At 74.9% G+C, this 15128-nt stretch carries 11 protein-coding genes; 3 read left to right on the forward strand and 8 right to left on the reverse strand.

The window, feature by feature from the left end; translation table 11 throughout:
- Positions 1-220: 220 nt before the first annotated feature.
- The 4 genes from AB0G84_RS10515 to AB0G84_RS10530 form a co-directional block, all read right to left on the reverse strand.
- Positions 221-679 carry an ATP-binding protein gene (locus AB0G84_RS10515; protein WP_361318262.1) on the reverse strand — a complete coding sequence of 153 codons (459 nt, stop codon included), beginning with the start codon at positions 677-679 and terminating at the stop codon, positions 221-223.
- A gap of 473 nt (positions 680-1152) precedes the next feature.
- Positions 1153-2130 (reverse strand): acyl-CoA dehydrogenase family protein, encoded by a 978-nt coding sequence (locus tag AB0G84_RS10520; RefSeq protein ID WP_361318264.1) that lies wholly within the window; start codon positions 2128-2130, stop codon positions 1153-1155.
- A 7-nt stretch (positions 2131-2137) separates the two neighbouring features.
- Positions 2138-3307 (reverse strand): acyl-CoA dehydrogenase family protein, encoded by a 1170-nt coding sequence (locus tag AB0G84_RS10525; RefSeq protein ID WP_361318266.1) that lies wholly within the window; start codon positions 3305-3307, stop codon positions 2138-2140.
- Positions 3307-3438, reverse strand: coding sequence for a hypothetical protein (locus AB0G84_RS10530; RefSeq protein ID WP_361318268.1), 132 nt, complete (start codon positions 3436-3438; stop codon positions 3307-3309). The genes AB0G84_RS10525 and AB0G84_RS10530 overlap by 1 nt, the downstream gene beginning before the upstream one ends.
- 106 nt (positions 3439-3544) lie before the next feature.
- Between AB0G84_RS10530 and AB0G84_RS10535 the strand changes: the two genes are divergently transcribed.
- Both AB0G84_RS10535 and AB0G84_RS10540 read left to right on the forward strand, forming a co-directional pair.
- Positions 3545-5053, forward strand: a complete 1509-nt coding sequence (locus tag AB0G84_RS10535) for an AMP-binding protein (RefSeq protein ID WP_361318270.1) — start codon at positions 3545-3547, stop codon at positions 5051-5053.
- Positions 5054-5090: 37 nt separating this feature from the next.
- Positions 5091-6278 (forward strand): winged helix DNA-binding domain-containing protein, encoded by a 1188-nt coding sequence (locus AB0G84_RS10540; protein ID WP_361318272.1) that lies wholly within the window; start codon positions 5091-5093, stop codon positions 6276-6278.
- A 64-nt stretch (positions 6279-6342) separates the two neighbouring features.
- On the opposite strand, the gene AB0G84_RS10545 is transcribed toward AB0G84_RS10540, so the two are convergent.
- The 3 genes from AB0G84_RS10545 to AB0G84_RS10555 form a co-directional block, all read right to left on the reverse strand.
- Positions 6343-6840 (reverse strand): MepB family protein, encoded by a 498-nt coding sequence (locus AB0G84_RS10545; protein ID WP_361318274.1) that lies wholly within the window; start codon positions 6838-6840, stop codon positions 6343-6345.
- A 21-nt stretch (positions 6841-6861) separates the two neighbouring features.
- Positions 6862-9141 (reverse strand): protein kinase, encoded by a 2280-nt coding sequence (locus AB0G84_RS10550; protein WP_361318276.1) that lies wholly within the window; start codon positions 9139-9141, stop codon positions 6862-6864.
- 234 nt (positions 9142-9375) lie between these two features.
- Complete coding sequence (locus AB0G84_RS10555; protein WP_361318575.1) at positions 9376-11622, reverse strand: protein kinase; 2247 nt, start codon at positions 11620-11622, stop codon at positions 9376-9378.
- Between the two features lie 205 nt (positions 11623-11827).
- On the opposite strand from AB0G84_RS10555, the gene AB0G84_RS10560 reads away from it, so the two are divergent.
- A complete protein-coding gene (locus AB0G84_RS10560) occupies positions 11828-13123 on the forward strand; it encodes a serine hydrolase (RefSeq protein WP_361318278.1) in 1296 nt (431 codons plus the stop codon).
- Between the two features lie 37 nt (positions 13124-13160).
- On the opposite strand, the gene AB0G84_RS10565 is transcribed toward AB0G84_RS10560, so the two are convergent.
- Positions 13161-14870: a glycerol-3-phosphate dehydrogenase/oxidase gene (locus AB0G84_RS10565; protein WP_361318280.1), complete on the reverse strand. Its 1710-nt coding sequence runs from the start codon at positions 14868-14870 to the stop codon at positions 13161-13163.
- Between the last annotated feature and the right edge of the window lie 258 nt (positions 14871-15128).

Below are 15128 nucleotides of genomic sequence, written 5' to 3' on the forward strand. Positions count from 1 at the left end.
ACCGCGATCCGCATCGCCGAGGCCGGGACCGGACTCCCGCCCGGTTCCCCCCACACCCTCGGCGTCCCCTCACGACGAATCGCTCCACCCAAGAGTGATCAACCGAGCACGCCACGTCAACACCTGGTCTGGACTTATTTCGCCACATCCGCCGCGCGACGCCCGATATGCCGCATATGCCAGGGGTCTGGGGCGCCGGAAAGGACGGCGGTTCGGCGTGTCAGGGGGTGAGGGAACTCAGCTGCCCCACGTCGGTGCCGGCGGCCAGCAGCAGCGGCCGGCCGCGGTCCACCTCGCACCAGATCCGCTTGCCGGCGCCTTCCGGCTGCCAGCCCCAGCGGTCGGCCAGGCCGTCGACCAGCTCCAGGCCGCGGCCGTTGGTGTCCTCACCGTCGGCGTGCCGCTGGCGCGGCGGGCGGGCGCTGGCGTCCAGCACCTCCACCCGGACCGTGCCGACGACGGCACCGGAACCGGAGAAGCAGATCCGCAGCACGGCACCCGCGCCGGTGTGCACCACGGCGTTGGTGACGAGCTCGGAGATCAGCAGGATCAGGGTCTCGGCAAGTGGCTCGTCGGCCCCTATACCGGAGCCGATGAGCCGCGACCGGGCCCATCGCCGGGCCCGCCCCACTTCCGCGGGGTCGGGCCGTACATCCAACTGCACCTGAAGCACCTGCACCGCTCACACCATCCGAACCGGCGGAAACATCGCCTCGCGCCTCCACGGAGTCACGGTGCGTGACCCCGGCGAAGCACAGCATGGTTGACGTTCAGTCACCCCAACAAGCGCTTCGGGCATATTCCAGCGCAAGGGAGTATGCGTGCTGCATACTGTGCGACGCACTTTGCGGGGAGTCGAACAAGGGGGATTTTCGGGCCCTGGCCCGGGGCGGGCGGCGCGCAGTCCGTACCCCGGAGCCGTCACGGGGACGGCACCGGGTTCGTTGCGCCACAGAACCACTCGCACCCAACGGAGCGTACCCGAGCAGAACGCCGACTCCCCCCTGTGACGAGTCACGCCTAGGACACAACCCGATATCGACCCTCCGTGACCATTTCTGTGTGGTGCGTCCGACATTCCGCACACGGGTTGCCAGAGACTGACCTCGCCCCGCACCGCCCCTCACCTCCGCAGTCCGGTCCGCCCCGCCGTCAGCCGGCCAGGCCCGCCGCCAGCGCCTCCTCCGCCTCGGCCGCCGCGCCCCAGCTCGCGGCCCGCAGCCAGGCCCGCTTGAGGTGCAGATGGACATCGGCCTCCCAGGTGAAGCCCATCCCGCCGTGGATCTGCAGGCAGTCCCGCGCATTGCGCACCGCGGCCTCGTCGGCCAGCAGCTTGGCGCCCGTCACCTCCAGTACCGCACCGGTGACCGCCGCCGCATACACCGCACTTCTGGCGATTTCGGTACGTACCAGCATCTGGGCGCACAGATGCTTGACCGCCTGGAACGAGCCGATGGGTGCGCCGAACTGGACCCGCTCGCGGGCGTGGCCGACCGCCATCTCAACCGTCCGGGCCGCACTGCCCAGCTGCTGGGCCGCGGTCAGCAGGGCCGCGTCGCGGCGCAGTGCGGTCACGTCCCGCCCGACGGCCACGGCGGCCGGCGGGCGGCCGGTGATCCGGGCGAGCGGGGTGAGCGGGTCGACGGAGGTGAAGGGGGCGCAGGGAACCCGGTCCGCCGCACTCCGATACGCCCCGCCCGTGCGCTCCGGCGCGCCCCCGGCGTCCCGCGCACCGCCCTCCAGCATGATCAACTCGTCGCAGCCGTCCGGGTGTTCCCAGAGCACCGGCTCGCCCGCCGCGTCGCACAGCCCGGCGATCCGCTCACCGCTCGCCACCCCGTCGACCACCCCGGCCAGCAGCGCACAGGCCACCAGCGGTCCCGGCAGCAGCGCCCGCCCGGCCTCCTCCAGGACCAGCGCCGCCTCCGGCAGCCCGAGCCCCACCCCGCCGGCCTCCTCCGGCAGCCGCAGCGCGAAGAATCCGGCCGCGCCCAGCTCCCGCCACAGCACCCGGTCCGGTGCGGGGTCCTCGACGGCCGCCCGCAGCCGGTCCCGGCCGAACCGGCCGGTCAGCAGCGCCCGCGTGCCGTCCCGCAACGCCCGCTGCTCTTCGGTGAGTTGGAAGTGCACCGGCCGCTCACCGCCCCTTCGGCAGGCCGAGGATCCGCTCGGCGACGATGTTCTGCTGGATCTGCGAGGTACCGGCCGCGATGGTGTACGAGAGGGACGAGAGCCGGTCGGCGACCCAGGGGTGGCCGGCGTCCAGCGCCCCGGCGCCCAGCACCTCGGCGGCGGCGTCGTACAGCTCCTGGCGGGCGTGCGAGTAGCGCAGCTTGAAGACCGAGGCGCCGGTGCCGGGGACGCCGACGCCGCCCCGGGCACCCGGCCCCGCGCGGCCGGCGGGGACCGCCATGGCCTCGCTGACGTTCCACTGGATCAGCCGCCACAGCGCGGTGAAGTCCGCGTGCAGCCGGCCCAGCCGGCGGCGCAGCACGGCGTCGTCCCAGCGACCGTTGGCGCGGGCAGCGCGGGCCAGCTCGCCGAGCACCCGCCGACAGGCCACCACCTCGCCGACGAAGGCGGTGCCGCGCTCGAAGGAGAGGGTCACCATCGTCACCCGCCAGCCGTCGTTCTCGGCGCCGACGCGGTTGCCGACGGGCACCCGGACCTCGTCGAGGAACACCTCGGCGAACTCGGCCGTGCCGGCCAGCGTCCGCAGCGGCCGGACGGTGACGCCGGGCGCGTCCATCGGCAGGGCGAGCCAGGTCAGGCCCCGGTGCCGGGGGGCGTCCGGATCGGTCCGGACCAGCAGTTCGCACCAGTCGGCGACCTCGGCGTGCGAGGTCCAGACCTTCGCGCCGGTCACCACGTAGGCGTCCCCGTCGCGCACCGCCCGGGTACGCAAGCCCGCCAGGTCCGAGCCGGCGTCCGGCTCGCTGAAGCCCTGGCACCACACCTCCTCGCCCCGCAGGACCGGCGGCAGCCAGCGGCGCTTCTGCTCCTCGGTGCCCTCCGCCGCGATCGTCGGCCCGGCGTGCAGCAGCCCGACGAAGTTCGCGCCGACATAGGGCGCCCCGGCGCGTTCGGTCTCCTCCAGGAAGATCAGCCGGATGGTGGGGGAGGCGTCCCAGTGCACCTCGGCATAGCCGGCGTCGTGGAGCCTCCGCTGCCAGGCGGTGTCGTGGGCGCGCCGGGCGGGCCAGTCCCGCGGGTCGGGCCGGGCGGGCAGGGTGGGCAGGACGGCGGCGAGCCACCGGCGCAGCCGCGCCCGGAAGGCCTCCTCCTCCTCGGTGTACGCCAGGTCCATCAGCCCACCGTCCGGCCTGTGACGCCGGGGTCCCGGCCGGGTCCGATGACCGGGACGTCGACGCCGATGCTGCGCGGCAGCTCCATCGAAACCCCCTGCTCCCCGTCTCCCCCGACCACTCCCTCTGACACTCCGTCAGATTCAGGCTAGCCCCCGCCCCCTGGACCGGCAAGGCACCGGCCGCTACGCTCCTCCACCGATCTGACGAAACGTCAATTCATCGCCCCAGGAGGCTCGATGGACGGCGGGACGCTCTGGCACCTGGTGGCCGACCGCGCCGCCCGCAGCCCGGACGCCCCCGCGCTCCTCCAGGCGGACCCCGCCCCCGGCGACGACCGCGCGCTCACCTTCGGCGCGCTGCGCACCCGCGCCGAACGCCTCGCCGCCGGCCTCCACGAACGGGGCGTACGCCCCGGCAGCCGGGTCGTCTGGCAGCTGCCCACCGACATCCGGACCGTGCTGCTCAGCCTGGCGCTGGCCCGCCTCGGCGCCGTACAGAGCCCGCTCCTGCCGCTGCACCGCGACCACGAGACCGCACAGGTGCTACGGCGCACCGAGGCGGACCTCTTCCTCACCCCCGGCACCTGGCGCGGCTTCGACCACACCGCCATGGCTCGCCGGCTGGCCGCCCGGCTGCCCCGCCCGCCCGCCGTGCTCGACACGTCCGGCCCGCTGCCCGACGCCGACCCGGCCGTCCTGCCGCCGCCGCCCGACGACGCCGAGGCGGTCCGCTGGATCTACTGGACCTCGGGCACCACCGCCGGCCCCAGGGGCGTACTGCACTGCGACCGTTCGCTGCTGGCCGCCGGCACCGACCTGGGCCGCGCCCTGCGCCTGACCCCGTCCGACGTCGGCTCGATGGCCTTCCCCTACGCCCATGTCGCCGGGGCCGACTACACCGTGATGCTGCTGCGGTACGGCATCCCGGCGGTGCTCTTCGCGCACTTCGCGCTCCCCGGGGCACTGGACGCCTACCGTCGGCACCGCGTCACCGTCGCCGGCGGCGGGACCGCCTTCTACTCCCTCTTCCTGGCCGCCCAGCGCCGGCAGCCCGACCGCCCGCTGCTCCCCGACCTCCGGCTGCTGGCCGGCGGGGGCGCGCCCAAACCGCCCGGCCTGTACCACGCGGTGGTGTCCGAGCTGGGCTGTGCGCTCACCCACGGCTATGCGCTGACCGAGGCCCCGATGGTCACCATGGGCGACCCGTACGACAGCCATGACCACCTCGCCACCACCGACGGCCGGCCGCCGGAGGGGATGACGGTCAAGATCGCCGCCGACGGCGAGGTGCTGCTGCGCGGGCCCGCGGTCTGCCGCGGCTACCTCGGGGAGCCCGACCCCTTCGACGCCGACGGCTTCCTGCCCACCGGCGACCTCGGGCGCCTCACCCCCACCGGCCACCTGGTGATCACCGGCCGGCTCAAGGACATCATCATCCGCAAGGGCGAGAACATCTCCGCCCAGGAGGTCGAGGAGCTGCTCCACCGGCACCCGGACATCGCCGACGCCGCGGTCATCGGCCTGCCGGACGCCGCACGCGGCGAGCGGGTCTGCGCGGTGGTCGAACAACCGCTGGGCGCCCGACCGGTGACGCTCGACGCGCTCTGCGCGCACCTGCTCGCCCAGGGCCTGGCCCGGCACAAGCTCCCCGAGCAACTGGAGGTGGTGGCCGCCCTGCCCCGCGGGGCCACCCTGGGCAAGGTGCTCAAGCCCGAGCTGCGTGCCCGGTTCGCACCCCCCAAGTAGGACGGCTCCCGTCCTGCGCATCGCATACGGTCGCCCCATGGACCACCCCCGTCCCCGTATCGACACCGCTGGGCGGCGCGCCCGCCTAGGCCGCCGGCACCGGCTCGCGGCCGCGCACCGGGCCGCCCGTCCCGAGGAGGCCGCCGACGCGGTCGTGGCGCTGCACGCCAGTGATCCGGCCACCGTCCACCTGGCGGCCTGCGCCCGGCTGGCCGCCCCGGACCCCGCGGACGTCGAGCGTGCGCTCTACGACGACCGGGCGCTGGTGCGGATGCTGTGCCTGCGCCGCACCCTCTTCGCGGTGCCCGCTGACCTGGTCCCGGTCCTGTCCTCCTCGACGGGTCGGACGATCGCCGCCAGGGAGCGGGCCGGGCTGGTCAAGTGGCTCACCGAGGGCGCCCCCGGGTGGGACGCCCGGCGGCTGGCCGAGACCGAGCAGCGGACGCTGGCCGCGCTGGCGGCGCGGGGTACCGCCACCGCCGGGGAACTGGCCGCCGACGTACCGGCCCTGCGGGACACCGTCCTGGTCTCCCCCGGCAAGCCGTACCAGGCCACGGTCACCGTCTGCACCCGGCTGCTGCGGGTGCTGGCCGCCGAGGGCGCCGTCCGGCGCGGGCGGCCCCGCGGTGGCTGGACCAGCAGCGCGTTCCGCTGGACGCCCGGCACCCCGTTCGCCGAACTGCCCGCGCCGCCGGCCGCCGAGGCGCGCACCGCACTCGCCCGCCGCTGGCTCACCGCCTACGGCCCCGGCACCGTCGAGGACCTGAAGTGGTGGACCGGCTGGACGCTGACCGACACCCGGCGGGCGGTGGCCGCCACCGGCGCCGTCGAAGTGACCCTGGACGACGGCGGCACCGGCCTCGTCCTGCCCGACGACCTCGGGCCGGTCGCCGCGCCCGCCCCCTGGGCGGCCCTGCTGCCCGCCCTCGACCCCGCGGCCATGGGCTGGCAGGCCCGCGACTGGTACCTCGACCCCGCGCACCGGCCGCGGCTCTTCGACCGCAGCGGCAACATCGGACCGACGGTGTGGTGGAACGGGAGGGTCATCGGCGGTTGGGCCCAGCGTCCGGACGGCGAGATCGTCTGGCGGCTGCTGACCGACGAGGGCGGCAGCGAGGCCGCCGCGGCGGTGGAGTCCGAGGCCGCGCGGCTGGCGTCCTTCACCGGCGCGGTCCGGATCACGCCGCGCTTCCGGACGCCGCTGGAGCGGGAGTTGAGCGCCTAGGGTGTTCTTTTGGATCTTCGTGGATCCGGACCCCGCGAGCCCACGAAGATCCGAAAGAACCGCCCTAGGCCAGGTAGAGCGCGCGGGCCCGGGTCGGGTCGGCCGGGCCGTCGGCGGGGACCGGCAGGAAGTGCCGTACCTGCCAGGTCTGGGTGGCGCGCGCCTGACGGCTGCCGGTGGTCACCCACGGCGGGTAGACGCGGAAGCCGCGCTTGCCGCCGGCGCCGTTGCGGGACACGATGTCCCGCTCGGCCAGCACCGCGCACGGGAAGACGAAGTGCCCGAAGTGGCTGCCCTCGCGGCTGCTGATGACGAACAGATCGACCCCGTCCGCGACGTCGAACGGCCGGATCGGCCCGTCGGCGCTGCGCTGCCACACCGTGACGAACTGGCCCACCTTCGTCGGGGTGGTCTTGCCGACCCGGAACCGCACGGCGCGGCCGTCCAGGGTGAAGGAGTGCGCGCCGTACTCGGCGCTCTCCGGCTCGGGCACCGGCGGGGAACAGGTGAAGCCGGCCGGGTCGTACACCGCGGCCCGGGCCGCCTTCAGTTCCTCGTGCATGCCGTCATCGTGCCACGGCGGTCATCCGGGCCGGTACGCGCTCGTCGCCTGCTGGTACGCCTGGTCCGCCGCCCGCCGCCCACTGTCCGGGCCGATGACCAGGACCAGGTGGTAGCGACCGTTCCGGATCATCGCGAGGTTGCGTACGTAGACCTCCCGGCCGCTGCCGTCGCGCCAGCTGAAGGTGCCCTCCGCCATGGCCGTGCCGCCGACGTCGATCCGGCGCAGGCCGGAGGCCGAGGCCCAGCCCGTCGAGGCGCGGTACGGGGCGAGTTCGGGCTCCTTGTTCTGGAGGTAGGCCATCGGGTCGGTGCCGAACCGTGCCGTGCTGTCGCGGCCGGGCACGACCAGCAGCTCGGTGTCGCCGCCGACGTAGCGCACCTGGCCCCGGCCGTCGTCGGCCCGCCGCTGCCAGCCCTTGTGGACCGCGACCTGGAAGCCCTTGGGGTCCTTGCGCAGCTCGAAGCCCGCGGCGAGGTTCGTGGGCGCGGTGGTGGCCCCGGGGGCCGCACCGCCGGACGGGCCGCCGCCCTGCGGGGCGGAGGGGGCGGGGTGGCCGCTGGGGGCGCCCGAGGTGGCCGTGTGCTCGGCGCCGCCCCGGCCGGCCCTGGCGTCCTCGCCGGCCTTCGGCATGAACGCCATCGCATAGACCACCGCGCCGACCAACAGCAGCAGGATCGCGGTGAGCAGCAGCCGGCCGAGGTGCCGCGGGGCGCCGCGCACCGGGCGGGCCGGGCCGGCGGAGGCGTCCGTGCCCACCTGGCCCAGCATCTGCTGTTCGTACAGCTCCCGCTCGGACGTCCCGGCCGGGTCGGCCGGCCGCCGCTCCACGGTCCGGGGCCGGCGCGCGGGCCGAGGCGCCCGGAGCGGCTTGGGCTGCTTCGGAGGCCGCGGCGCCCGGGGCGGGGGCGCGAGCGGGAAGGTCTGCTCGGCGGCCGGCTCCACCGGGTGGGCCTCCGGCGTCCGCGGGGCGGGCGGGGCGGCTGTCGCCAGCGGGGCGGCGGGGGCCGCCGGGGCGGCCGGGGCCGGCTGCGGGCGGTGGCCGCCGCGCGGGACCCGGCCCTTCTTGTGCCGGCCCCGGCGGACGAGTTCACCGCGGCGCCGCAGGATCGGCAGCCGCCGCGGATCGCCGTCCCCCTCCGCCGGCATCGTTACCAGCCGGCGGCCGACCTCCGGCTCCGGCGCGGTCCGCACCAGCGCGCGCAACCGGCCCCGCAGCTCCTCGGCGTCCGGGCGCTCGGCGGGGTCCCGGCGCAACAGCGCCTCCACGACCGGCCGCAGCGCCCCGCACTCCCCGGCCTCCGCGGGCGGACCGGAACACACCAGCCGGGCCAGCTCGCCCGTGCTCTCCTCGGGGAACGGCGGATGCCCCTGCACACTGCGGAACAGCAGCGCACCGACCGCCCACAGGTCGGTGGCCGGGCCGACCGCGGGCGCCGCCGGCTCCGCCCCGGGCGGCGGGCCGGCCTGTTCCGGCGCCCAGCGCTCGGTGAGGGGGCCGACGAGGGTCAGCCGCATCTGCCGCGCCCGCTCGGCGGCCAGCGCACCGCCCGGACGGCCGTACGCGGTGGCGGCGCCGTCGTCCACGGCGGCTCCGTCGTCCACGGCGGCTCCGTCCGCCGCATCGCCCGCGTCGGGCCCGTCCGGCGCCGTCTTGGACAGCCGGACCCCGACCGCCTCCGGCGTCTCGTCCCCGCACAGCGCCTCCTGCGCCGCGCCCGCCGCCAGGCCGGTCAGGATGGCCCGCCCGTCGTCGCAGACCAGGACGGTCCGCGCGGTGATGTTGCGGTGCAGCCGGCCGTCCGCGTGCAGCACCCGCAGCGCGGTGACCAGGTCGGCACCGATCTCGGCGGCGCGGTGCGGGGACAGCCGCCGCTCGGCGAGCAGCGCGGACAGCGGGCGGGCGGTGAGGAGTTCCCCGACGATCCACAGGCTGCCGTCCTGCGCGAAGACGTCGAAGACCTGCTCCAGCCGGGGGTGGTCGGGCCGCTGCGCCACCGTCGTGGCGGCCTCCAGCGCACGCCGTACGACGGGGTCCCGGGGGCTGCGGTCGGCCGTCCCCGCCGCCCGTACGGCCCCGGGGCGGCTCCCGGCGGGAAGCCCCTCGGCGAAGCCAACGGCCCCGGCCCCGGCCCCCACCACCTCGGCCTCGACGACCTCGGGCAGCGGCACCTGACGGACCAGCACCTCCTGCCCGCTGTAGGTGTCGAACGCCCGGGTCTCGGCGAAGTCCTCGTCGCCGAGGGGCCGCACGGGCAGGCGGTAGCGCTCGGCGAGCACTCTTCCTGCGTACTCGTCCACGACGCCTCCCCGCAGCGCGCACTGTGTCTACCGTCGCGCCGGAGCCGCCCGCCGGCGCCAACGCCGTTGGTCACTTCCGGTCGTATTCCCGCCGATCGCGGATGCGTACGGTCCCCGATGTCTCGGATGTCTCACGATACGTGCCCGCACCGACAGGTGCGGGCCGCTCGGCCGAACGCCGCGCGGCGTCCCGTCCCGCCCGGGCCCGCCGCACGCCGCCCGCCCCGTTCCGGCTCAGTCCTTGATGGTGAAGGTCTTGAAGGCGGTGCTGATCAGCTCCTGGCACGCCTTGTCCGACCAGTCGTCCGCCTTGCAGGTGATCATGATGGCGTAGCCGTGGTGGTCGTCGGCCCGGAAACCGCGGTTGAGTATCCGCACCTTGTCGCCGTCCTGCCGGCGGGTGAACGACCAGTCGGCCACCGTCGGGTAGTTCCGCCAGTGCACCGACTTGATGCTGATGAGGTGGTAGTCGTCGCTGGAGCTGCGCACGCTCGGCTCCAGGGCGCGCCAGGACGCCGCCGCGTCCTTGCCGGGCTCGGCGTTGTAGTCGATCTGGATCCGCGGGTACCCGCCCGACTTGCTGTAGATGGCGCCGGAGTTCTGGCCCGCGGTGTCCGTCTGGTGGAAGCCCTCGGGCATCGCCATCCGGAAGTGGAAGCCGCCGTTGGACTGCTCGGCGTAGCCGTCCGGCATCGCCCCGCCGGCCTTGTCGCCGCCCCCGCCGCCGTTGTCGGCGACCGGGGTGGCGGCGGGCGTCTGCGGGTCCGGGGCGGCCGGCCCGCCGCTCTTCTGGTCGCCGCCGGCGTCGGCCGCGTCGGTGGAGGGCTTGGCCCGCCCGGCGGACGCCGCCTTGTCGCTCTTGCCGCCGGACGGTCGCGCGCCCTTGTCCGCCTTGTCGTCACCGCTCAGCGAGAGGGCCAGGATCGTGCCCAGCACGACGAGGGCCACCAGCACGGCGCCGATGATCAGCGTGCGGCGCGGGACGACATCGGTCAGGGAGGCCCGGGCGGTGGACGGCCGGCCCTCGTCGTCGGGTCTGGGCTCCTTGCGGGCCGCGGCGGCGGCGTTGCGCACGGACTGCAGCGCACCGCGCACCCGCTCCTTGGCGGCGTCGGCGTCGAACCCGGGGCGGGCGGGCGCCGGGCGGTCCGCCGCCTTCGCCGGCTCCGCACCGCGGGAGTCGGCCGCCGCGGCGGCCTCCGGCTTCCCGCCCTGCTGACCCTTCGGGTCCTTCCGGTCCTTCTGGCTCTTCTCGGCCTTCGGGTCCTTCTCGGTCTTCGGGTCCGACGACTGCTGCGGCTTCTTCGGTGTGCCAGACCCGTTCGCCGCGTCCGACGTGCCCGCGGTCTCCGGGCGCGCCGACGTGGCCGCCGCGCCGGCGGCGGCCTTGGCGGCACCCTTCCCGGCACCGGCCCCGTCTGACGCCCCGCCACCGGCCTTACCGCTGCCGGCCTTGCCGCTGCCGGCCTTACTGGACGTGGTGCCGGCCGCCGGCTCCGCCACTGGAGCGGCCTCCTGCTTGGCCTTCGCGCCCCGCGACTTGGGGGCGGACTTGGGCCGGGACGCGCCCTTGGGCCGGCTCTTGGCCCGCTCCAGGGACATCGTGGGCAGCACCATCGCCCGCGTCTCGTCCATCGGCGGCTCCGGCGCGGTCTTCTCCGGGGCGTGCAGGACGTCCTGCAGCAGCGCCCGCGCACCGGCGTCGTCCAGCCGGGCGTCCGGGTCCTTCACCAGCAGGCCGTAGATGACCTCTTCCAGCATCCCGGCGCTCTTCGGCGGTTCGACCGGTTCGGTCATCACCGCGGTCAGCGTGGCGATCGCCGAGCCCTTGTCGTACGGCGGCACGCCCTCGACACAGGCGTACAGCAGGCCGCCCAGCGACCACAGGTCGGCCGGCGGGCCCGGCTTGTGGCCGCGGGCGCGCTCGGGGGAGATGTAGGAGGGGGCGCCGACGAGCATGCCGGTCGAGGTGACCGAGGGGTCGCCCTCGACCTGGGCGATGCCGAAGTCGGTCAGCACGACCCGGCCGTCGTCGGAGATCAGGACGTTGGACGGCTTCACATCGCGGTGCAGGATGCCGGCGCCGTGCGCGGCGCGCAGCACATCGAGCACGGCCAGGCCCACCTCGGCGGCGCGGCGCGGGGTGAGCGGGCCGTCGTCACGGACGACCTCGGCCAGCGAGCGCCCCTCGACCAGCTCCATCACGATCCACGGCCGGTCGTCCTCGTCGACCACGTCGTAGACCGTCACCGCACCGTTGTTCCGGATCCGGGCGATCGCCTTGGCCTCGCGCAGCGTGCGGGTGATCAGACGACGCTTCTCGTCCTCCTCGACCCCGCCCGGGAAGCGCAGCTCCTTGACCGCGACCGTCCGGCCCAGTACCTCGTCCCGTGCCCGCCAGACGGTACCCATGCCGCCCCGGCCGAGAACATCGGCGAGCCGGTACCGGCCGGCGAGCAGCCTGCCCTCCTTGCCGTCCATCTCGACCTTGTCGCCCACTGAATCCCCTCGGCAATCCAGCCGAGTTGGCACCCTTGACGTCGCATCGATCGTCAAAGTGCCCCAACTCGGACAACCCACCCTGGCAGAGCCTTCATTCTCTCTCATCCGCGGCCGTGCGGAAGGCCCGGGTCGGTGCCGGCCGGCACCCGTACCGTCATGATGGCCCCGACGAACGGGAGTCACGATGAGGATGCGCCTGCGCCGGCCGGCCGCCGCTGCGGCTGCGTTCGCCGCGCTGGCCGCGTCCACCCTGACCGCCTGCGCCGGTGACCCGCCCCGCACCCACGTCCCGCCCCCGGCCACCGGCCACCGGGCGCCCGCACCGGCCACCGACCACCGGGCGCCCGCACCCGCCACCGACCACCGGGCGCCCGCACCGGCCACCGGCTACCGGACGCCCGCGCCGGCCACCGCCGCCCTGCACCGGCTGGTCGCGGACGGCGCCCCGGGCGCGGCCTCCCTCGTCACCCGCGGCCACGGATCCACCGCCGCGCGCTTCGCCACGGCCGGTGTCGCCGATCTGCGCAGCGGGCGCCGGATGACCCGGCAGGACCACTTCCGGGCCGGCAGCCTGACCAAGCCCCTGGTCGCCACGGTGGTCCTGCAATTGGTCGCCGAGGGGAAGCTGACCCTGCACGACGCCGCCGCCGCGCACCTCCCGCCGGGGGTGCCGGTCACCGGCGACGGCGGCCGCAGCGACCTGCGGAAGGTGACGGTCCGGCAGCTGCTGGACCACACCAGCGGCCTGTTCAACTACACCGAGGACCGCCGGCTCTCAAGGCAGCTCTACGGCACCGGCTTCGGCGCCCACCGCTACGACCACCACACCCCGGCCGAGTTGCTGCGGACCGCCCTCGGCCACCCGCCGTCCGCCGCGCCGGGCGCCCGCTACCGCTACTCCAACACCAACTACCTGGTGCTCGGCCTGATCATCCAGGCGGTCACCGGCCACCCGTACGCCGCCGAGATCCGCCGCCGCGTCCTGCGGCCCGCCGGGCTCCGCCAGACCTCCTTCCCCGGCACCGACCCGGCGCTGCCCCAGCCGCACGGCCGCGGCTACTCCCGGATCGGCGACCGGCAGGTGGACACCACCTCGCTGGACCCCAGCCGAGCCGGCGCGGCCGGCGAGATGATCACCACCCTGGGCGATCTCAACCGCTTCTTCTCCGCGCTGCTCGGCGGGGCGTTGCTGGCACCGCGCCAGATGACCGAGCTGCGCAGCGACAAGCACACCGGCGGCGCCTACGGCCTCGGCCTGTACGCGACCCGGTTGCCCTGCGGCGTCACGGTCTGGGGCCACAACGGCGACATCAACGGCTCCTTCGCACAGACCGCGGGCACCGCCGACGGCCGGCACCTCGTCAGCTTCCGGGTCAACACCGACGTCCTGGCCCGCCCGCTGGACGCCACGGACGTGCTGACCGCGGAGTTCTGCCCGGCGCGGCGGGCCGACGGCCACACGGGGAAAGCCGCGCCCTAGCTCAGCGGCACGACAGGCTGGCTCAGCGACTGACGCCCTAGCTCAGCGGCACGATGTCCGGCGCCCCCAGCCGCGCCGCATCCGCCGTCAGATCGTCGGGCTGCCGCTGGGATTCGCGCTCCGCCTCCACCCGTTTGCGGTAGTGCGTGATCTCCTTCTCGATCTGGTCGCCGTCCCAACCCAGCGCGGGCGCCATCAGCTCGGCCACCTCGCGGGCGCTGCGGGTGCCCCGGTCGAAGGTCTCGATGGAGATCCGGGTCCGGCGGGTCAGCACGTCGTCGAGGTGCCGGGCGCCCTCGTGGGTGCAGGCGTAGACCGCCTCGGCGCGTAGATAGTCGTCGGCGCCGGTCAGCGGTTCGCCCAGCGAGGGGTCGGCCACCACCAGCTCCAGCAACTCCTCGGTCAGCGAGCCGTACCGGTTCAGCAGGTGCTCGATCCGCGCCACGTGCAGGCCGGTGCGCGCCGCGATCCGGGCCCGGGCGTTCCACAGCGCCTTGTAGCCCTCGGCGCCCACCAGCGGCACGTCCTCGGTCACGCACTCCGCGACCCTCTGGTCCAGGGCGTGCACCGCCTCGTCCACGGCGTCCTTGGCCATCACCCGGTACGTGGTGTACTTGCCGCCCGCGACCACCACCATCCCCGGCACCGGGTGGGCGACGGTGTGCTCCCGCGAGAGCTTGCTGGTGGCGTCCGACTCGCCGGCCAGCAGCGGCCGCAGCCCCGCATAGACGCCCTCGACGTCGTCCCTCGTCAGCGGCGTGGCCAGCACCTCGTTCACATGCTCCAGCAGGTAGTCGATGTCCGCGCTGGAGGCGGCCGGGTGCGCCTTGTCCAGGTCCCAGTCGGTGTCCGTCGTCCCGATGATCCAGTGCCGCCCCCACGGGATGACGAACAGCACGCTCTTCTCGGTACGCAGGATCAACCCGGTCGTCGAGTGGATCCGGTCCTTGGGGACGACCAGGTGGATGCCCTTCGACGCCCGGACGTGGAACTGCCCGCGCTCGCCGATCAGCGCCTGGGTGTCGTCGGTCCACACCCCAGTGGCGTTGACGATCTGCCGGGCCCGGATCTCGTACTCGCTGCCGCCCTCGACGTCCTCCACCCGCGCGCCGACGACCCGTTCGCCCTCGCGCAGGAACCCCACCACCCGCGCGCGGTTGGCGACCCGGGCGCCGTAGGCCGCGGCGGTCCGCACGATCGTCGCCACGTACCGGGCGTCGTCCATCTGCGCGTCGTAGTACTGCAGCGCCCCGACCAGCGCGCCGGACTTCAGACAGGGCGCCACCCGCAGCGCCCGCTTGTGCGAGAGGTGCCGGTGCACGGGCAGCCCGCGGCCGTACCCGGACGACACCGACATCCCGTCGTAGAGCGCCACGCCGGCTCCCGCGTACCACCGCTCCCACGCCTTGTGCTGGAGCGGATAGAGGAACGGCACCGGCTTGACCAGGTGCGGCGCCAGCCGCTGGAGCAGCAGCCCGCGTTCCTTGAGCGCCTCCCGCACCAGCGCGAAGTCCAGCATCTCCAGATACCGCAGACCGCCGTGGATGAGCTTGCTCGACCGGCTGGAGGTGCCCGAGGCCCAGTCCCGCGCCTCCACCAGCCCGGTGGCCAGTCCGCGGGTCGCCGCGTCCAGAGCGGTCCCCGCGCCGACGACCCCGCCGCCGACCACGAGGATGTCCAGCTCCCGCTCCGCCATTCGGGCGAGCGCCTCGGCCCGCTGCGTCGGTCCCAGTACCGCTGTCCTCACCGCTGCCTCCCGCTGCGTCGGGGCCACTGTGACGGGGGCCGGGCCCCCGTTCACCGATTCTGACCGCGCCCTGAGCCGCTAGCCACCCTCCGCCGTCCGCGGCAACACCCGGCCACCTTGATCCACCAATCCCTATTCTGGGCCAAATATCCGCTTAGTCTACTTTTGTGCGCCCCGCATCCCTCAGGTACCGACCGCGCCCCTGACCTGGAACCGGCCCGCCATCGGCCCACGTCAGACGCCCTCCACCCACCTCGT

This window comes from Streptomyces sp. NPDC020742 (assembly GCF_040641675.1).
Classification (GTDB): Bacteria; Actinomycetota; Actinomycetes; order Streptomycetales; family Streptomycetaceae; genus Streptomyces.

What these genes read in the sequence shown, in the direction of transcription:
- AB0G84_RS10545 (WP_361318274.1), bottom strand. Translation starts at nt 6,840, where the DNA reads ATGCACGAGGAACTGAAGGCGGCCCGGGCCGCGGTGTACGACCCGGCC.
- AB0G84_RS10535 (WP_361318270.1), top strand. Translation starts at nt 3,545, where the DNA reads ATGGACGGCGGGACGCTCTGGCACCTGGTGGCCGACCGCGCCGCCCGC.
- AB0G84_RS10555 (WP_361318575.1), bottom strand. Translation starts at nt 11,622, where the DNA reads ATGGACGGCAAGGAGGGCAGGCTGCTCGCCGGCCGGTACCGGCTCGCC.
- AB0G84_RS10525 (WP_361318266.1), bottom strand. Translation starts at nt 3,307, where the DNA reads ATGGACCTGGCGTACACCGAGGAGGAGGAGGCCTTCCGGGCGCGGCTG.
- AB0G84_RS10540 (WP_361318272.1), top strand. Translation starts at nt 5,091, where the DNA reads ATGGACCACCCCCGTCCCCGTATCGACACCGCTGGGCGGCGCGCCCGC.
- AB0G84_RS10560 (WP_361318278.1), top strand. Translation starts at nt 11,828, where the DNA reads ATGAGGATGCGCCTGCGCCGGCCGGCCGCCGCTGCGGCTGCGTTCGCC.